Origin of the sequence: Flammeovirga yaeyamensis, from assembly GCF_018736045.1 — a bacterium.
GTDB lineage: Bacteria > Bacteroidota > Bacteroidia > Cytophagales > Flammeovirgaceae > Flammeovirga > Flammeovirga yaeyamensis.
This window is the reverse complement of record NZ_CP076132.1, coordinates 1470696-1491433: the sequence shown is the minus strand read 5'-3', so window position 1 is coordinate 1491433 and position 20738 is coordinate 1470696. Positions and strand designations below refer to the sequence as shown.

17 protein-coding genes are annotated in these 20738 nt (G+C 34.6%); 9 read left to right on the top strand and 8 right to left on the bottom strand.

Translation table 11 applies throughout. From position 1 onward, the window contains the following. The first annotated feature begins 9 nt into the window (after positions 1-9). The 5 genes from KMW28_RS05755 (at position 10) to rny (ending at position 6412) form a co-directional block, all read left to right on the top strand. Positions 10-1068, top strand: a complete 1059-nt coding sequence (locus tag KMW28_RS05755; RefSeq protein WP_158297650.1) for a GAF domain-containing protein — start codon at positions 10-12, stop codon at positions 1066-1068. 154 nt (positions 1069-1222) lie between these two features. After that, a complete protein-coding gene (pheT, locus tag KMW28_RS05750) occupies positions 1223-3649 on the top strand; it encodes a phenylalanine--tRNA ligase subunit beta (protein ID WP_169664215.1) in 2427 nt (808 codons plus the stop codon). 60 nt (positions 3650-3709) lie between these two features. Then, positions 3710-4252: a hypothetical protein gene (locus KMW28_RS05745; protein ID WP_169664216.1), complete on the top strand. Its 543-nt coding sequence runs from the start codon at positions 3710-3712 to the stop codon at positions 4250-4252. 170 nt (positions 4253-4422) lie between these two features. Beyond that, complete coding sequence (locus KMW28_RS05740; RefSeq protein ID WP_066209416.1) at positions 4423-4716, top strand: cell division protein ZapA; 294 nt, start codon at positions 4423-4425, stop codon at positions 4714-4716. Positions 4717-4804: 88 nt separating this feature from the next. Then, positions 4805-6412, top strand: coding sequence for a ribonuclease Y (gene rny, locus KMW28_RS05735; protein WP_066209419.1), 1608 nt, complete (start codon positions 4805-4807; stop codon positions 6410-6412). 98 nt (positions 6413-6510) lie between these two features. On the opposite strand, the gene KMW28_RS05730 is transcribed toward rny, so the two are convergent. Continuing rightward, positions 6511-7269: a hypothetical protein gene (locus tag KMW28_RS05730; protein WP_169664217.1), complete on the bottom strand. Its 759-nt coding sequence runs from the start codon at positions 7267-7269 to the stop codon at positions 6511-6513. 175 nt (positions 7270-7444) lie between these two features. Here KMW28_RS05730 and KMW28_RS05725 point away from each other — a divergent pair, with 175 nt between their 5' ends. Next, positions 7445-8053: a Crp/Fnr family transcriptional regulator gene (locus tag KMW28_RS05725; protein ID WP_169664218.1), complete on the top strand. Its 609-nt coding sequence runs from the start codon at positions 7445-7447 to the stop codon at positions 8051-8053. Here the strand turns inward: KMW28_RS05725 and KMW28_RS05720 are convergent. The 7 genes from KMW28_RS05720 to KMW28_RS05690 form a co-directional block, all read right to left on the bottom strand. Continuing rightward, complete coding sequence (locus KMW28_RS05720; protein ID WP_169664219.1) at positions 8050-8736, bottom strand: energy transducer TonB; 687 nt, start codon at positions 8734-8736, stop codon at positions 8050-8052. The genes KMW28_RS05725 and KMW28_RS05720 overlap by 4 nt on opposite strands. 100 nt (positions 8737-8836) lie before the next feature. After that, positions 8837-9553, bottom strand: coding sequence for a DNA alkylation repair protein (locus KMW28_RS05715; protein ID WP_169664220.1), 717 nt, complete (start codon positions 9551-9553; stop codon positions 8837-8839). Positions 9554-9559: 6 nt separating this feature from the next. Then, the gene (locus KMW28_RS05710; protein ID WP_169664221.1) at positions 9560-10348 is read right to left on the bottom strand and encodes a transporter; all 789 of its coding nucleotides are present in this window, start codon (positions 10346-10348) and stop codon (positions 9560-9562) included. 134 nt (positions 10349-10482) lie between these two features. Continuing rightward, positions 10483-13284, bottom strand: coding sequence for a phosphoenolpyruvate carboxylase (locus tag KMW28_RS05705; RefSeq protein WP_240972734.1), 2802 nt, complete (start codon positions 13282-13284; stop codon positions 10483-10485). Positions 13285-13838: 554 nt separating this feature from the next. Next, a complete protein-coding gene (locus tag KMW28_RS05700; protein ID WP_183363908.1) occupies positions 13839-14888 on the bottom strand; it encodes a pseudouridine synthase in 1050 nt (349 codons plus the stop codon). Between the two features lie 121 nt (positions 14889-15009). Next, on the bottom strand, positions 15010-15360 hold the full coding sequence (locus tag KMW28_RS05695; RefSeq protein ID WP_169664223.1) for a hypothetical protein: 351 nt from the start codon (positions 15358-15360) through the stop codon (positions 15010-15012). Positions 15361-15412: 52 nt separating this feature from the next. Next, complete coding sequence (locus KMW28_RS05690) at positions 15413-16231, bottom strand: queuosine precursor transporter (RefSeq protein WP_169664224.1); 819 nt, start codon at positions 16229-16231, stop codon at positions 15413-15415. A 149-nt stretch (positions 16232-16380) separates the two neighbouring features. On the opposite strand from KMW28_RS05690, the gene KMW28_RS05685 reads away from it, so the two are divergent. The 3 genes from KMW28_RS05685 to KMW28_RS05675 all read left to right on the top strand — a co-directional run bounded on the left by KMW28_RS05685 (position 16381) and on the right by KMW28_RS05675 (position 20495). Next, positions 16381-17436 (top strand): aminotransferase class V-fold PLP-dependent enzyme, encoded by a 1056-nt coding sequence (locus KMW28_RS05685; RefSeq protein WP_169664225.1) that lies wholly within the window; start codon positions 16381-16383, stop codon positions 17434-17436. Between the two features lie 237 nt (positions 17437-17673). Then, on the top strand, positions 17674-18504 hold the full coding sequence (locus tag KMW28_RS05680) for an energy transducer TonB (protein ID WP_169664226.1): 831 nt from the start codon (positions 17674-17676) through the stop codon (positions 18502-18504). A gap of 110 nt (positions 18505-18614) precedes the next feature. Next, positions 18615-20495, top strand: a complete 1881-nt coding sequence (locus KMW28_RS05675) for a M23 family metallopeptidase (RefSeq protein WP_169664227.1) — start codon at positions 18615-18617, stop codon at positions 20493-20495. Positions 20496-20738 lie beyond the last annotated feature (243 nt).

The window sequence follows — 20738 nt, the reverse complement described above, 5'->3', positions numbered from 1 at the left end:
GTTGGCATCATGAATAAACAAATTGGCATTAAAGTATTGTGGTTAGATCAATACGCTAAATTGAAAGAAGAAAATAAGCAATTAAAGGAAGAACTAAACAGTGCTTTACATTTTTCTAAAGCACTAATTGAGGATGACAAAAGTTTTGAATTAAATGAAAATGAAAGTTCAGAACTAATGCTTTCAATTGATTCCATTCGTCAACAAAGAGAAAAGCTTAAAGTAATCGAAATGGAAAGAGGTTGGGTATCTAATGGCTTAACTAAATTCGTCGATATTTTACGTACTTCTCAAAACAGCTTAGAAGATCTTTGCGATCAGATTATCAACAACTTAGTCTCTTATCTTGGAGTTACTCAAGGTGGTTTATTTGTAGTAAACGAAAGCTTAGAAGACAGAAAAGAATTGAATTTGATCTCTGCTTATGCCTACGAAAGAAAAAAATACCTCAATAGAACAGTAAAACCTAGGGAAGGATTAGTAGGTCAGGTTTTTATCGAAAGAAAACCAATGTACCTTAAAGAAGTCCCTGAACAATACATCAATATAACTAGTGGTTTAGGAAAGGCTCGACCTACCAATTTATTTATTGCTCCTATGCTTATGAACGATGATGTTTATGGTATTATAGAGTTGGCTTCACTCAATGAAATGCCCGAATATCAAAGAGAGTTTGTACTTAAATTAGGAGAAACGATTGCCTCTACTATTGCTTCGACAAGAAACTCCGATCGAATGAAATCTCTTTTAGAAGATTCTCAGATTCAAGCTGAACAAATGAGAGCACAAGAGGAGGAAATGAGGCAGAATGTAGAAGAACTACAGGCGACTCAAGAAGAGATGCATAGAAAGCAAAAAGAGTTAGAAGCGACCAATGCAAAAATGCAACACAATGAAGGCGTTTTAACTAAAGCATTCGATAAATTAAGAACCTCCGAAGAAACTTATAAAACTCAAATCAATTCTCTCGAAGTAGAAAAATCTCAAAAAGATGAAAAAATTGAAGAATTGTTGAGAGAAATTGAGCTAAAAAACGAAGAAATTAAAAAATTAGGGGGTCAACTTTAATATTAATTCTAAACAAAGCATAGGTTATTGCAAGAAGTTGTAATAACCTATTATTTTTGCTACTTGAAAAAAATGGGTGAACTCTCATTTTCTTTTTTAAAAAGTAACAAAGATTAGTGCTGCCAAAAGAAAGCAGCAATAAAATAAGTGATATATGAAAATTTCTTTAAACTGGCTAGGTAGCCTTGTAAATATAGAGGATAAAACGCCTCAAGAAATTGACGAACTATTAACAATGTCAGGCCTTGAAGTAGAAGGTATTGAAGAGGTAGAAGAAGTGAAAGGCGGACTTAAAGGTTTAGTTGTTGCAGAAGTACTTACTTGTGAACAACATCCTAATGCTGATAAATTAAGAGTTACAACTGTAGATATCGGAGCTGAAGAACCTGTACAAATTGTATGTGGTGCTCCAAACGTTGCTGCAGGACAAAAAGTGATTGTTGCCACTATTGGTACAGAACTTTATCCTTCTCCAACAGAAAGCTTCAAGATTAAGAAAGGTAAAATCCGTGGTGAAGTATCTATGGGTATGATCTGTGCTGAAGATGAAATCGGTATGGGACAATCTCACGACGGTATTATGGTATTGGATACTGATATGGCTAATGGTACACCTGCAGCTAAGTATTTCAATTTAGAAAATGATAATGTTTTAGAAATCGGTCTTACACCTAACCGTGTAGATGGTTCTTCGCATTATGGTGCTGCTAGAGACTTAAAAGTTTTATTAGACAGACCTATCCAACAAGTGGCTAAGCCAGAATTATTAGATAGCTTTAAAGTTGACAATACTTCTGCTCCTGTACAGGTAAATGTACAAGAAAGCGAAGCTTGTCCAAGATATTCTGGAGTAACGATTTCAGGAATCGAAATCAAAGAATCTCCAAAATGGATAAAGCAACGTTTAACTGCTATTGGTTTATCTCCAATTAACAACGTTGTTGACATCACAAATTATGTTCTTCACGAATTAGGTCAACCTCTTCATGCTTTTGATTTAGCAAAAGTAGGTGGTGAGATTAATGTAAAATTCGCTACTGAAGGAGAAGAGTTCATCACTTTAGATGAAGAGAAAAGAAAATTAAAAGGTCACGATTTAATGATCGCCAATGCTTCTGAGAACATGTGTATCGCAGGTGTATTCGGTGGTTTAGAATCAGGTGTGACAGAAGGAACTACTAGCATCTTCTTGGAGTCGGCGTATTTCCACCCAGATGTAGTGCGTAAGACTTCTCAAACACACTCAATCAAAACAGATTCTTCTTTCCGTTTCGAAAGAGGTTGTGATCCAAACATGACGATCACTGCGTTGAAATATGCAGCGACTCTAATTAAAGAATATGCAGGTGGTGAGATATCTTCTGAAATCGTAGACATCTACCCTACTCCAATCGAAAACTTCATTATTGATGTAAAATTCAAGAATGTCAACCGTTTGATTGGTCAAGATATTCCACAAGACAGAGTCATTGAAATCTTAGAAGGTCTTGAAATTTCTATCTTAGAAACAACAGAAGAAACAATTAAAGTTTCTGTTCCTCCTTTCCGTGTAGATGTTCAAAGAGAAGCGGATATTATCGAAGAGATTCTTCGTATTTATGGCTTCAACTCTGTAGAGTTAAGCGAATCTTTATCAGCTGATTACTTAGCTTCTTTCCCTAAGAAAGACAAGCAAGTATTGCAAAGAAAAGTAACTGAAATGTTAGCAGGTTCTGGTTGCCACGAGGTGATGACCAACTCACTAACAACATCAAAATATTCTAAAGAATTGAGCGATCTTAACGAGAACGAAAACGTTGAGATTCTTAATATCTTAAGTGCAGACCTAGACGTAATGCGTCAGTCGATGATGTTCAGTGGTCTTGAGGTAATCAACCACAACATCCGTCGTCAGCAAAAGAACATCAGAATTTTTGAATTCGGTAAAACGTATCACAAAGGTGAAAACGGATATACTGAAAACGAACATCTAGCTTTATTTGTTAGTGGTACTTCTACTGATGAATCTTGGATTAGAAAAGCAACATCTTCTGATTTCCATACTGTATCCTCTTTAGTAGAAAAAATCTTTGACCGTTTGAACATTCAAGGTATTTCTGCTGAATATGTAAGCAACGATACTTTAGCGTATGGTCTTCAGTACTCAGCACGTAAGAAAGTGATTGCAACTGTTGGTTTGGTACATCCTAAAGCAGCTAAAATGGCAGGTGTTAAGCAAGAAGTATTCTTTGCTGACATCAACTGGACATTGTTAGTTGAGATGTACAGTGCAGATTACAAATTCAAAGAAATCCCTAAGTTCCCAGAAGTTAGAAGAGACCTTTCGATTGTATTGGATAAGAAAGCAACATTTGCTTCTATCAAACAAGTTGCTCAGAAGACAGAAAGAAAACTATTGAAGAAAATCAATGTTTTCGATGTGTACGAAGGGAAACATTTAGCGGCTGATTTAAAATCGTATTCTGTAAGTTTCATCCTTCAAGATGAAAACAAAACATTAAACGATAAAGCAATTGATAAAGTGATGAATAACTTAATCAAAGCGTTTGAAACGCAGTTGAAGGCAGTTATTCGTAAGTAGAAACCATAGACATGCTCTCAAATACTAGTTATTTGGGAGCATATTTTATATATTTAGTGCATGTCGAAGTCAATTCCAAATATTGGTGAAGAGTTAAAAACATTAATTGAAAAGATCAACTCGTTATCTGTTCTTTATAAAGAGGCACAGAAAGAGATTGGTATGCTTAAAGAGAATCAACAAGAAATTGATAATCAGATGGCCATCCAAGAACAATCTGATCGACTTCAAGAGATGATTACTCAAGGCAATGATCATATCAAACAATTGTTGGAAGACAAATCTTCTTTACAAAGTGAAAGAGATGAGGCACAAAATCAAGTAGAAGGACAAAAATCAGTCATTCAATTTTTAAATCAAGATATCCAACAATTGAGGGATACACTTGATGAAAAAGATGAAACAATTGACATCTTTAATCAACAAAAAAGAGAATTCATTAAAGAGAATCAAAAACTTAAAGATGAATTGGTTGAGCTAAGAAAAAACAGCAAATTACTTGATACTCTAAAAGAGGAAAAAAAACTGATGTTGACTGAAAAAGAGGAATTAACGACCGAAATTGAACTTTTAAATGAAGAAATTGACCGTCTTTCCAAATAGGAGGGTATAATTTTTTTAAAAATTCGATAATTCCAATTTTTTCAAGTACATTTATTTTATAAAAAGGAATTTACTCAGATCGTCATATAAACACGGTTTAATTATATATTCAAAATACGATCAATTTCACCTATAAATGGTAGGAGAAAAATCAAAACTGCAGGATAAAAATGGGACTAAGATCTCCTAAAGAAAATATCACTTTAAAGCTATGCGGAAAGGTTTATAACCTTAAAGCTACAAAATCGGAAGAACACCTTTTATTAAAGGCAGCCGATCAGCTTAACCGTATTCTTTCGGGGCAAAAACAACAGCATCCAAACGCTGATGAAAAAGATATCCTAATTATGACTGCTTTTGATCTAATTGTGCAATCCCTAACAGAACAGGATGAGCTACAAACTTCGCTTGACCGTATAAAAGTATTAAACAAACAACTTGACGAAATTCTTCCAAATAACTAGAAGATTTTTTAATATCTAGTTTTCCTTTTTTGTATATATATTTTTAAAATGTAGTTAGATAACTACGCACAGACATCTGTACGTACAAATGGAAACAACCCTAATTATAGTTATCACCGCAATTGCTGGTATCGGAATCGGTACTGCATTAGGTAGATATATGCTTGCCAAAGTGTTGAAGGGACTTGAGACAGAAGCAAGAGACAAGGCGCAGCATATCGTAGAGGAGGCTAAAAAAGACTCAGAGAGAATTAAAAGAGACAAGTTGATCGAGTCGAAGGAGAAGTTTTTGAAAATGAAACAAGATTTTGATTCAGAAACAGCGAAGAGAAGAAATCAACTTAACGTAAACGAAAACAAGCTGAAGCAGTTTGAAAACCGTTTAAAACAACAAGAATCTAAGCAGAAGCAAAAGGAAGCAAGTATTGCCAAACAATTAGAGTCTTTTAAAATGAAAGACAAAGAAATGGAAAACCGTTTTGAAGAATTGGCTATTCAAAAAGAACTTACTTTCAAAGCAAAAGAAGAAGCTGAACAACTTCGTCTAAAGCAAGTGGAGCAACTTGAAAAAGTAGCGAACCTTAAAGCAGAAGAAGCTCGTGAACAATTGATCGAAGCTTTAAAAGACGAAGCAAGAACAAAAGCCTCTATGCATATTAAGAATATCATGGAGGAGGCGAAAATGACTGCGACGAAAGAAGCTAGAAAAACAGTAATCACTACTATTCAACGTACAGCGGCTGAACAAGCAATTGAGAACTGTGTATCTGTCTTCAACCTAGAAAGTGATGAACTGAAAGGTAAAATCATCGGTAGAGAAGGTCGTAACATTAGAGCTTTAGAAGCTAGTACTGGTGTTGAAATTATTGTTGATGATACTCCTGAAGCAATCATTATCTCTGGTTTCGATCCGGTAAGAAGAGAAATCGCAAGAGTATCACTACATAGATTGGTAGCAGATGGTAGAATTCACCCTGCTCGTATTGAAGAAGTGGTAGCGAAGACGAAGAAGAACATCGAAGATGAGATCATCGAAATTGGTGAAAGAACTGTGATCGATTTAGGTATCCATGGTTTACACCCTGAGTTGATCAAGTTAGTAGGTAGAATGAGATTCCGTTCTTCTTATGGTCAGAACTTGTTACAACACTCTAGAGAAGTGGCTAACCTTGCAAGTACATTGGCTTCTGAACTTGGCTTAAATGCTAAAGTAGCGAAACGTGCTGGTTTACTTCACGATATTGGTAAAGTTTGGCCGGAAGAGCCAGAAGTACCTCACGCAATCTTAGGTATGAACTTAGCTAAGAAATATGGTGAATCTGCTGAAGTATGTAACGCTGTTGGTGCTCACCACGATGAGATTGAAATGACGACATTAATTTCACCTATCATCCAAGCATGTGATGCGATCTCAGGATCTAGACCTGGCGCTCGTCGTGAAATGATGGAATCGTACATCCAACGTCTGAAAGAACTAGAAGGTTTAGCTATGGGCTTCAAAGGGGTGCATAAGTGTTATGCAATCCAAGCTGGTAGAGAACTTCGTGTAATGGTAGACGCTGAGAAAGTGCCAGATGCAGAAGCAGGACAATTATCATTTGATATTGCCAATAAGATCGAAACTGAAATGCAATACCCTGGACAGATTAAAGTGACGGTAATTCGTGAAACTAGATCGGTTCACTTTGCTAAGTAATCGTTTTGAATAAAAATATAGAAAGCCAATCCATATGGATTGGCTTTTTTTGTTATCAAATAATTATATGATATTGATACATAAAGAAAGCTAGCAATTTAAAAATAGGTAGTAAACCCTATTCTTATCGAATGAAAATCCTTCTGAAAAGCCCCCTTATAAAATACATTCAACCAGAAATCATCTCTAAAACCATAAGAGAATAACATTTCCATAGAGAAATTCATCTGTTCTACTTTACGGAAATCTTCAATTCCAATGACTGGAGTGAATTGAGTAAATACCTTTTTGGAAAATACAATGGGAGTAATGACTTGAAAAGTAGCTCCATGTAATTCTGTATTATTCATATCTCCTATTTGTCCGTCCACCTTTGATAGATATTGATAGGAAAGAACTGGGAAAAACTGAATCCACTCTGCTACCATAATACCCATAGTTACCCCTGGAGCAAAAATCCATCTACCTGATCCTAATCCTTTATCAAAATTTCCGGTGGGAGCGAAAATATCGATTGACGGACCAAATGCACCTATGATTTTAGAATAATCTTTATAGGGCAACCAAAAATAACGAAGTCGTAAATCGCCTACTCCATACTGCTTATTCCCTGTATTATAAACCAATGGCAGTTCAGCTAATAACAAGTTCTTTTCAGAAAAAGAGAAAGTTAGATTAGCTCTATACCCCATAAGTGCAGCTTGAGGTGTTGATATATACTCAAAATTATTATCAAGAAATGTATAAAAATTGGTAGGCTTGGAAACATCTCTTTCTTGAGTAAGACTGTCGTTCTGAGCCATAATTTTTAGGGAAATCATCAAAAAGATGAAGACGATTTGTTTAGTATTTTTCATAGGTAATTGGTTTTAGTCATTGCCTCATCAAGGGGAATCTTCTTTAAAATTCACTTTTTAAATAAAATACCTTTTGATATAAGCTCGATAGGTTAGAATCTAAGGCTAAATGGTAAATGTCAGCCTTTTACTTAGATACAAATATCACTTTGGCAATAAAAAATCTACTATACAAATGATAAGAAATGAGCAACATTTAAGAGAAATCGATTTTATATCAAGATCTATTGATGATGTTTATAAAATGTCAGAAGAAGGAAAAGATATATTGATGAAACAGCTTTTAAGAATTGAAAAGAAGAAGGGAGAAAAGCTTTTCATTTCTCAAAAAGAAAAAGATAGAGTATATGTATTGGTGCAAGGTTCATTTAAAGATATTTCATATGATGAAGAGGGGAATGAAATGCTGCTTTGCTTAGGTTATGAAGGGGATATTTGCATGAAATTTTCTTCATACAGTGAAGAATATTCTATTGATGAAGAATTTATCTTATATGAAAATGCCGTGCTTTATTACACTGATATTCCATTTTTAAAAACACTCTATGAAACAAATATTGAATGGGCGAATTGGGGAAGGTGTTTGGCCGAAAAGGTGGCTTTGGAATGGTCTTACTTTGCTGACAGTTTGCGATACTTTAAAGCGAAAGAACGGTATATAAAACTACTTAATGATAAGCCTTTTATATCCAATCGAATTCCTTTACAAGATATAGCAAATTACTTAGGAATTACTCCTGTTAGCTTGAGTCGAATTCGAAATAAAATAACGAAGGGTAATTAATACGGATGGGTTTCTAAATTAAGCGGCAATACTAATTTCTGTTCAACAGGCTTTCCATTTTGCATGGCACACATCCATTTCGGGCATTCTGATAACAGTTCTACTACTTTTAAATCGATCGTATCATCCACACCTTTTACAATCTTTACTTCGTCTAATTTCCCATAGACAGTCACAATAAAAGATACATACACACGTCCTTTACCTTCTCGATCTATACCATGACTATGCAAGGCACCGTGAAACCAAGTATAAAACTCCCCCATTCCACCAGGAAACCTTGCAGATACTTCTGCCATGTTATATACATGATCATGATGTAATTCAGGATTGTTATTTTTATCAATTTCATGATTGATCAGCACCATCAATTCATCTGCGTGTAGTTTTAATTCATCCGTCATTGGATAATTAAACATATCCTCCACTTCTTGTTTAGCTTCCTTATCTAAATCTAAATAGTGATGTGCCAACGCTCGGATATACTGCAATTCTGCTGTACTCCTTGGAAGAAGAGCTATGATTTCATCTGTTTTGATTAACGCATGATCATAGTCTTTGATATCTATAAGATCATAGGCATAAGCAACATATTCCCTTGATATTTCTTCGGGTGAATGTTGGGCGTGAACAATAGTAGTTGCTGTAAGTAAGATAAAGTAAATGTACAGTAGAGATTTCATAACGTTTTTGTGCTGTATAAATATAACCTCATTTTTATTGTTTTATTGTACAGAAGAAGGATCTTTTTATCTATTATTTAAAGTATTGGTTTTTAATATTCTAGACATCTCCCTTTAAATATATTTGTCGTACTCTTTCGTCCATTTTTTCTATAGCATACCTAAGGGTTGTTCGAGACATATTTTTATAATGCTTATCAAGAAAATCTCTCTCTGCCTCCTCATCCCTTTTTCCAATTTCTTTCAACATCCATCCTACTGCTTTATGGATCAAATCGTGATCGTGTGACAAATGTTCTTCACAAAGAGCAAAAGCATCTGTATAATCATCTTTTTTAATCATGTACATTGTTGCTACTATGGCCACTCTAATTCTCCATAGATGTCCACTTCCACTTAACTCGTACAAAACTTTATTCGACATTTTACCTTCATAGATATATCTGCCTAAAAGCTTATAACATGATGTATCTACCAAATCCCAATTATTTACGTAATCTAAATGATCCAAATAGCATTGAATTATGACATCTTGAGGAATTAGTTTTTTGGTGTAATGATGTAGCATGATAATTAAACCACACATTCTCATTTCATGATAATCGTGCTTTAATAAGTATTGTATTTCTTCTATGGAACACTCTTGATAAGCTTCTTTGGCTACAATTCTAATATTGGGCATGGAGACGCCCATAAATAAATCGCCTTCTCCATAACCTCCAGGAAAAGCTTTAAAGAATATAGGCAGTTGTACTACTTTTTTTTCTTCTACAAACGACTCCAATGCTTGCTGTATATCTTGTATATTTTCTGTCATTTTAGTTTAGTTTTTCCTCCAACTATATCGGTATGATAACCCAATTTCTGCAAACCAAGTATCTATATTATCAGTAGGTGTATACCCTCCACCAAGGTCCAGCATCAAATTATTATTGACGTAATAAGACAACCCTGTATCAAAGCCAGGTTCGAAATCATTTAAGTTACCAAATAATTCAATAAATGTCCCCCATTTTTCAGATATAGATATCCCAAAGTTAAAGGTTGATGGTAGAGAGTAATCCACTTCATTCCTTCTTGGCAATACTGCTCCAATATTCATATTGAAGGACAACCAATTGTTGATTTGATTACTAGTCATGATATTAAACACCATTCCTACATTTGGTCGTTCATAATCTTTGGATACAGCTCTCAACATTAGCCTTCCTTGAAAACCAATTGCTGGCACCCAACCATCATTTTGTGTATAATTATATCTAAAACCCAATTGAGTATTTGATACCCCACTTAGATCCAAAGAATCTACTTGTTGATTATTGATATTAATTTGATCGTTTCGAAAATCAATCATTGCCTCGATATCAAATTTATCAGATAGACCATACCTTAAAAATGAAGTAGATAGAAAAGACTGCACTTCCAAATCTGGTGATGTCTGATTATTATTTGTTGTATTTAAACCTGTTTGCACCTGAAGTACTTTCTTCCCCAAAGTATTCGGAGAGAAAGTTAATCCGGGTCGATCTGTCACTAGGGTTTCTGAATATTGTGCCTTAGTTGTAGAAAGAATAGATAATAATAGTAGCAGGGTAATTAAAAGTAACTTCATGAATAGTTTTTATTTCTGGGTCTTGATTTATTGAAGTTACTAATTCATAGTCGAATCCCCATATGAAATACAAAAAAATCCTTGCCGGCAAGCCGACAAGGATTATATATTTTAATTGCAATAGGACTATGGTATTAACCCGTAGCTCTAAGTGCACCTGCAATCGCGTTAATTGAAGTAAGCAATTGGAACAATACTGCCTCCACATCTTCTGGAGAACATTTATCGTCCGCTTTCATCTTACGCCATTTTTTCAACAACTTGATCTGAGTTTTGTGAAGTGGATTCAACGCTTCAGCTCTCAAGTGACTAGAGTAGTAATGGTTGCTTCTTCTTTCAGCGAATGAAGTCTTAAGCAATGTATCCATCATTTTTCTAGTTCTTGCCAACTCTTCTAACATTTTAGTAAGGATATCATCCTTCACATCTTTGTCAGTTACCATCGCAGCGTATTCTTTCATGATCTTCTCATCAGTTGCTTCTAATGATGTATCGATGTTAGTGAATACGTAACGGATTAGAGGATCGTGGTTGATCATTTCTTTCAATTCAGCGAAGTCCTCAGGACGCTCTTTTGAAAGTTTCTCCAATGTGTAACCTACACCGTACCAAGACGTCATATTGAAACGAGCTTGGCTCCATGAGAATACCCAAGGAATTGCTCTTAGATCGGCTAACGTTCTAGTACCTGTTCTACGTGCTGGACGTGAACCAATTCTTGATGACTCGATCGCATCAATTGGAGTTGCTTCACCATAGAATTTGATGAACTTAGGATCTTCTAATAAATCAACATAGAAGTTTCTTGACTCAGAAGCTAACCAAGAAATTACTTTCTCCATTGGGTGAGAGTATTTCTTACCCATACGGTCAGTAACTGTATTGGCCATAGTACCCGCCATTAATAACTCCATGTTGTATGAAGCGTTCATTTTGTTCGCGTACTTTTGCTCAATTGTCTCACCTTGCTCAGTCAAACGCATGTTACCGTTTACACCACCGTGAGGTAATGCTTGGATAAACCAGTGAGCAGGACCAGCACCACGAGAAATTGTACCACCTTTACCGTGGAAGTAGTTGATATCAATACCTCTGTTATCACCCACTTCATACAATCTTGATTCAGCAAAGTGAAGTGACCATTGAGACGCTAGGATACCACCATCTTTGTTAGAATCTGAGTAACCTACCATCACCATTTGTTCTGGCTTTTCTTTACCAGCAAGTTTTCTTTGATATTCTAAAGATCTACGCGTAATCGGGTGATCCAAGAAGTTTTGCATTACTTGCGGGCTAATTTCTAAGTCTTCGATAGTTTCGAATAATGGAACTACAGGAAGCTTACAAACTAAACCTTCTGGAGTTTGCTCCATCAAACCTGCCTCTCTAGCCAATAAGTAAACAGCTACAAGGTCAGATACCGAACGAGTCATTGATACGATTAATGCACCAATACCGTCAGTTCCGAAGTTATCAATATAGTTAGCTAATACTCTGTAAACAGAAGTAACAGCATCTGCTTCTTTAGGAAGCTTAGTCGATGGATGAGTAAACGGTCTGTTTGATAACAATTCATTGTTCATGAATGCCAAACGTTTCTCTTCCGACCAAGTTAAGAATGAATCACCGTCCAACGAAGATGCGTTAAGCAATTGAGCAATTGCATTGTCGTGGAAAGTAGAGTTTTGACGAACGTCCAATCTCGCTAAGTGGAAACCGAAAGTATCTAATACTCTTAACGACTCATTTAAGTAAGTGTAAGACATTCTCTTCGCTCCAAATGCCTCTAATGAGTCTTGAAGTAATTGAAGATCTGCCTTTAATTCTGAAGCATAAGTATATCTGAACTCGCTTTCTGATAATTCAACCGCGTGCTCTCTTTTTACTTCAACAGGAAGTTTAGCAAGACAAAGGTTAACAAATTGTCTAAATGCCTCACCTACGTTTCTTTCTAATGCATCTTTACCAGACTGACCCAATTCTTTCGCCATCTCGAAGATACGATTACGAAGTGGTTCTGGTGCTTGATCTAAATCACATGCAATAGATAATTTTTTCACTAAGCTGAATAAAGAACGACGGATCAATACGAATGCATTCAAACGTAAGATGCTTAATGTCTCCTCAGTCACTTCGTTAGTAACACCTGGGTGACCATCTCTATCGCCACCTACCCAGTTACCAAAAGATACACGAGGTCTTTGAGCTACTTGGTGAATTAAGTCTTTATCGAAACCTGCTTCACCCCAAGCTTGTTGGAAACGTTGATCTAAGATAGGTAATACCTCAGGGAATACGTTTGTTAAATAGTGAATAGCGTTTCTTCTCTCTGAAGCAAGATCTGGCTTCTCGATATAGATTTCACCAGTTCTCCAAAGAGTATCTAATATTAATTTAATTTGTGCGTTAATAGAACGTTGCTCAATTTCCGTGAACATTGTGTTCTCTCTTTGCACTAATAATAAGTATAAAGTTCTATGGTGCTCAAGTACAGTTGATCTTTTTGCCTCCGTTGGGTGAGCTGTTAAAACTGGCTCAACTTTAACTGAAGGTAAAACTTTAGCAATTTGCTCTTGAGTGTATCCTTTCTCTTTTAATGCTTTTAATCTCTCACCCCACAATCCGGTAACGCTTGAAAGTCCTTGGCTATCTTCTTTTTTACGTCTAGATTGTACAGCTCCGTTTACTTCTACCATATTCAATAATTGGAATACGATGGAGTAAAGTTGCATATACTTAACATCAAACTTCTTTAACTCATGTGCAGTTTCGTTAATCCAAGGAATAGCGTTAGCCATTTCCTCTTCTCCACTATCCATAAGTACTTCATGAAGACACTTAAGCAAAAATTCGAGATCCTCGTAAGGTTTTCCCAAATGCTTCTTCACCACTTCTAGCGCACTCAAAGGAGTAACTTTTGTAGCTTCTTTAGCCATAATAAATCTGAGATTTTAAAAATTATGAGAATATAAATTCCGATTCGATTTCTATATGCAAGAATAATATAATAATTGAAAAAAAAATGAGATTTAGATCATCAAAATGGAAAATTGTTATTTATATAAAACTATTATTTTCATCATCTCGGGTGTGAATTTCTACAATTACAAACCCATTAATCTTATTCTAATTATTTGATTTACAACATTATAATTACTCATGTATTAATAAGGAAGATCATCTTTTTATAACGATGAACAAAAAATGTCACCAGAAAACACCTTTCTTTCTATACATGACTTTTGTTATCTAGTTTTTGATTCTTAATCTATATGTAAACTTGTATATAAATATTTACAACGAAGGATTTTGTTTAGCGTTGGGAAAAGTAAATTAGTTTAAGTTAATAATTGTTTACTTTTAATTTTTCTATCTATTTATTACAATTTTATCAGATATAGATTGTTTTCCTTATAAAAAACATTGTAAATGTACTCAATCTTAATAAATAATAAAAAAAGAGGATTACATTTCTGTAATCCTCTTTGCTTTATTTTCTTGATCTACCTTTAGGCTTAGACTTTGTCTTCTTTAACCCAGATAAATATTTCAATTGAATCATTTCATCTTCGGAAAGATATCTCCACTTTCCTCTCGGAAGATCTTTTTTGGTTAAACCGGCTAATACCGTTCTATCCAACACATCTACTTGATATCCGAAATGCTCAAAGATTCTTCTTACAATTCTATTTTTACCCGAATGAAGCTCGATGCCAATTTCAGTACGATTATCATCGTTTACCGATAAACCATCTAAGAAAATTGGTCCGTCTTCTAATTCGAACTTAGGATCTCTTAAACGTTCCTCGTGTTTTTCATCAAAAGGTTTGTTTAACTCTACTCTGTAGATTTTCTGAGTGTTACTCGATGGGTGAGCCACTTTAGTAGCAAATTCTCCATCGTTGGTAAATAACAATAGACCTGTCGTATTTCTATCCAATCGTCCTACAGGATAGATTCTTTCATCACAGGCATTTTTTACCAATTGCATTACTGTTTTTCTTTCCTGAGGGTCTTTAGTTGTAGTGATAAACCCTTTTGGCTTATTGAGTAATACGTAAACATATTTTTCTTTCTTCAGTAATTTGCCTTCGTATTCAACACGATCTTTTGGCTGTACTTTGTAGCCCATTTCAGTCACTACTTTACCATTGATCTTGATTTTACCTTCAGCAATTAACTGGTCTGCTTCTCTTCTTGAACAAACCCCTGCGTTAGAAATATACTTATTTAAACGTGTTGAAGCCGATTTTTGCTTTACTTCAACTTCTTCGTCTTCTTTAAGTTTCTTGGCAACAGAAATAACGTTCTTGATATTATAAGTAGGTTTTTCAACCCCTTTTTCAAATGGACTATAAACTGTAGTTTTCAGCTTATGTTCCTTCTTTTGTTTTTCTTTCTCTTCGTTCTTTCTAGGTCCTTTCTTTTTGAAAGTGGATGAACGTTCAGATCTAAACTCCTCTTTTTGAGGCTTATTTTTGATAAACTTTTTAAAAGGGCTTAAATTTTTCTTCCCTTTATTAGGTGTATTCTTTTTCATCTTATAATTAAGAATGTAACACATGCTGCCAACACGGCAGTATTTATCCGAAAGGATTAGTTTACAAAGAACGTGAAAGTTATCTTATTGTTCATCAGAAATATGAAAACAAAACCAAAGATTAGCCTAATTCTTCAATTTTTGCTTGAACATCGCCTAAAACTATTTCAACTATAGAGTTAAATTCGTTTAAATGCCCCTGCAGTACTTCTTTAGAAAGATCTTTTCCATCTTCCATTATCAAGAGTAAACCTTCTAATTCGTGATGCCCTAAGTAAGCAGTACTTGATTTTAATTTATGGGCTTTCTTAGTAAATGATATTATCTGGTTATCATTCAAAAGCTCTTGTAGTTGTTTAGGAAATTCTGATAGATTTTTTTCTATCACTAATAACACAGAAAGTAAAAATTCTTCATCTCCATCAGATACATCATATAACCCTTGGAAATTAACATTATAAATCATGGTCATTTCATTTAGTTTAATGGCTAATCATTTAGAATAAAAAACATGTATTGATCTGTTATACATGATCATCCGCAAAAAGATTAGTTTTAGCAGCATTATTTGCTGTATCTCTAGCAAATTCCTTACCTAAATAGGCATCTATGATATAATGTGCTATATACAATAAGGGCGTGAGAAAAACGGCTATGACAAATTTATAAATGTAATTGATAATGCCGATGGCGATTACCTGATCGATAGGCCAATTACCAAAAACATAGAATGCGATGAATAAAACCACAAAAGAATCGATTAATTGAGATATTAAGGTAGAAGCTGTGGCTCTAAGCCAAATTCTTTTATTTCCTGTCCACCTACGAATAATCTGAAATGTATGGGCATCTATAAACTGACCTATTAGAAAGGCCACTAATGATCCAATGATAATTCCTAAACCTTGGATGAATATGATATTAAAGGATTCATCAATATTTAAAGGGGCTCCAGTGGTATCCTTACTATTAATATCTAACCAAAATTGAGCTGGTGGTAATTCTGTCACAAAAAAGATAGCGAAAAACACATAACTAATTAACCCCGCTGTTAAAAACGAAGCTACCTTTACTCCTTTTTTACCAAAATACTCATTGATAATATCAGTAGTAATAAAAACTACAGGCCATAATACTACTCCCGCCGATAAATTAAAATCTAAAATTAGATCACCAAAAAATTCGATCTGAGCAGGTTGTACCCCTATAAATGATTCTAGTGAAAAAATCTTACTGCCAATAATTTCTGCTACAATGGCATTGGATATAAAAATTCCACATAGAAATATGAAAAGAAGTTGGCGTTTATTTTCGCTTTTTATTAGTTGTTGACTTTCGGTCATAGTATTAAGTAGGTTATATCGTCACCTATATATATAAGTATAAATTTTAGGTGTTAACAGTCAAAAAATAGAAAAGTTTAGATTTCTGTCTCTTCAAAACTAAATAAAGTTGTTTTTAATTATACTACCTTTGAGAAAAAAAATAAAAAATGATTTCATTTTATCCCGGTCCAAGTAAGATAGAAAACAATATAGATAAATATATGCAGGACGCCTTTGAAGAAGGTATTCTTTCATGTAATCATAGAAGTGATGAGTTCATGCAATTGATGCAAACCACCATTGCTACTGTGAAAGATAAATTAGAGATTCCTAAAAATTATGAGGTATTTTTCACATCAAGTGCTACTGAATGTTGGGAAATAACGGATCAGTCTTTTCGAGGAAAAAAATTTATACATATATATAATGGTGCATTTGGAGAAAAATGGGCCAATTACAATACCAATAAGAAAGTAGAGAAATATAAATACCCTATACATAGATCTATTAGTTTGCATCATTTAGATGCAATGGAGGCAAAATCTGCCGATGTATTGTGTTTGACATCTTGTGAGACATCGAATACTACCTTCATTCATTCTAAAACATTGCAGAAAATAAGAAAAAGATATTCTAAACCTCTCATATTTATTGATGCCACAAGTAGTATGTCGGGTATAAATATGGATTGGCTTTCTGCTGACTTATGGTATGCAAGTGTACAAAAATGTTTTGGCTTACCTTCTGGCCTAGCTATTATGGTTTGTTCTCCTAAAGCACTTTCTAATTTAAATCAAGAAGACAAGCATTATAATAACTTATACTCTATATATAAGAACCAACAAAAACATCAAACAACGCATACACCTAATATATTAGGTATCTATTTATTAAATAAGGTACTTCAACAACGTCCTCATATTCGAAAAGTAGAAAACGAATTAAAAAACAGGATGGAACGATTGATAAAGTTGATGCAAAAGCTCGGCTATGATTTTATTGTGCCTACAACACGTTTACGTTCACCCACTGTTTTAGGTATTAAGTCCTCGGAAGAAAAAGTGCATTTGATAAAACAAGAAGCGAAGAAAAACGGAATTACTTTAGGGAATGGATATGGGACTTGGAAACACAATACTTTTCGAATTGCCAACTTCCCAGCACACACAGAAAAAGATTTCAAAAATCTTCATGATTTTTTTAGGAAGATCGAAAAAATGTAATCTTCACCTATATCATGCATTTATAGTACAATTATTTGTTAAAACAGTTAAATTTAAACTTTAGAAACTGTGACATTCGTAATTTGTTGATCAAATGTTTTGACCTCAAAATAGTCAATAAGATATTTTAACGCTCCTTTGCAATTACTTTTTTGTAAATAAAAATATCTAGTTGTATTTTCGGGCGATGAATAATAATTAGATTTGGATTATTCGCAGCATTAAATTCGTATTCAGATGATAAGTATCTTAGGAAAATTAGGCATTATACCAGTTATCATCATATTGGTGGTATCTTTCCTAGTTCTAATTCAGTTATTCCGTTTTATTATGAATAAGGTGGGAACTGATATTATTGCAGGAAAGAAAACAGGTGAAGAAAAAAGAATTTTAGTTAAGAAATATAACGATGTAGATATATCGAAATATTCTTGGCTATTCGGTATGATCGGTATTTCTTTCTCTATGCTTGTTGTACTTGTAGCGTTGGAATTCCCTTCGTATGAAGAGCAACAATTAATGGATTTAGGTTCACTCGATTTTGACGATGAGGAAATGGTAGACATTCCTGTGACTCAACAACAACCACCTCCACCACCAAAAGTAACCGTTCCTCAAATTGTACAAGTACCAGATGAGGAAGAAATCGAAGACGAAATTGAAATCGATTTACCTGAAGAATTCGACGACGAAGCTGTAATCGAAGAAGCTCCTGAAGTAGAGGAAGTGGAAGAAGAAGAAGAGGCAGTTGAAGAAATTTTCGAAATTGTAGAGGACCCGGCAGGTTTCCCTGGTGGTATGGGTAAATTCTACAAGTGGGTAGGTAAGAACATGAAATACCCTTCTCAAGCTAAGCGTATGGGTGTAGAAGGTAAAGTATATGTTCAATTCGTTGTAGACAAAGACGGTACACTTACTGACATTAAGGTAGTTAGAGGTATTGGTGCAGGTTGTGATGAAGCAGCTATCAATGTCTTGAAAAAAGCTCCTAAATGGAAGCCTGGTAAGCAACGTGGTCGTCCAGTAAAACAAAGAATGGTATTACCAATCTCATTCAAGTTAGGATAATCACATCTGAAAAATATAATTAACCGATACCCGAAAAGGTATCGGTTTTTTTTATATTCGCATGTCTGTAATTTCCAATTCTTAATTACACTATAGTCCCTTCCCTACTCATGAAAAACGTATTCATTCTTATACTATCCCTAACATCATTTTTTCAGCTTTCAGCACAAACCACTTCTGAAGACAGTGATAACAGCTACCTGTTTCCCATTAAACCAGGAGCAAGAAACTATTTTGCAGGTTCTATGGGAGAATTGCGAACGACACACTTTCATGGAGGTTTAGACATTAAAACTGGAGGAGTAGAAGGATGGCCCATTCATGCTGCAGCCGATGGGTACATTAGTAGAATGAAAGTATCGTCTTTTGGGTACGGTAGAGTACTATACATGATACATCCCAACGGGGAAACAACTGTTTATGCCCATCAACAAAGATTTAATGATGAGCTAGAACAATATATCGTCGACCAACAATACAAGAAAAAGTCTTTTGAGATAAACCTTGAAAACCTTCCAAAAGATCAATTTGTTTTTAAGAAAGGAGACATCATAGGTTATGGAGGAAACAGTGGATCTTCTTCAGCACCACACCTTCATTTCGAAATTAGAGATAAAGAAGAGCGACCTTTAAATCCTGTAGACTTCGGTTTCTCAGAAGTAGTTGACAACATCCCCCCTATTGTTAGAGCTATACGTTTAAAACCACTTGAGATCGATAGTAGAGTTAATGGAACTTTTGAAACTCAAAAGAAAAATGTATCAGGTCAAAGAGGAACATACAAAGTAACCTCTCCATTTTATGCTCAAGGTAAAGTAGGTATTGAAATCGATACTTATGATAGAGCCGATGGCACCTATAATAAATACGGCATTAACGTCATCAAAGTATTTGATAACGATCGTTTGGTGTATCATCACTTAATCGATCGTATTCCTTTTGATCTAAGTGCCAACATCAATACTTTCACAGACTTTGAAGCCTTCTCAAAAGAAAGAAAAAGGTACCAACGTTTATATCGTTGGGACGCCAATCATTTACCTATTTACCCTAATCCAAAATTAGATGGCTTCTTAAATATCAATAATGGAGAAGACCATCAGATAAGAATTGAATTATGGGATAGTTTCCAAAACAAAACAACTGTAGGTTTTCACATCAAAGGCAAGACAACAACACCAATTCGAAAAACGAAAGCAGTGAATGATGTCATCAAAGTAAAAGAAAATATTTTGATGATCTCAAGTAGTGACACATCAACAGATACGTTATATCTCAATTTCCCTTTGTATAGTCAACCTCTCCCTTTAAACTATACAACAGGCACTCAAAACGTGTATTTATGGGATCTTCGACATGGAATTCCGGCTTCCTATTCCATCAATAACACCAAAAAAGAAACTTACTTGAAACACCTCATCCCATCGGGTAAACATTTTATTTATTACGATGATGAGCTATCATTCGAATTCGACAAAGAAACTCTTTTTGATAGTTTATACCTCAATATTGAAAAGATAAATAACGAAATTATCATAGGACAGAAATACCAACCTATGCATCATTCGGTGATCATCAATTACAAAGTGAAGGATTCAACACTCGTTCAACCAAAAAACTTTGTCTACAAAAAAGACCGTAAAGGTGAATGGGAATTTGTAGGTGGCACTTGGAATGGAAATACCATCACTTTTAAAACCAACCGTTGGGGAACATTTGGCATCTTCCCTGAAACCACTCCACCAAAAATCATCCCTCTAAAAAAATGGAAGCACAATCAACTCCGCTTCAAAATATCTGATGATGAATCGGGTATTGCCTCCTATTCAGCAACCCTTAATGGAGAATTTATCCTGCTAGAATACGATGCAAAGAAAGATTACCTTCAAACAAGACTACAAGATGATAAAGCTGTTTTGAAAGGAAAGTTTGAATTAAAGGTGATTGATAAGGCGGGGAATGTTTCAAATTTTACGCTCGTTTTAAATTAAAAATGAAAAGTTAAAAATGAAAAACGTGGTTAGTGACAATAACGTATTGGGTAACGCTCGTTTTTTTATGTAATAACTAATAGGGAATAAAAGTGAGATTTAGTTAGGAGTTAGGAACTAGGAGTTGCTGAATTTACGTTCCTCCTCTGGCGCAAATGTTAAGCGATAGCGTCATTTGTGCCCAAATACTTTAGAGGTCTCCCGACCTCGTTTTTAGGTAATAAGTAATAACTAATAGGTAAT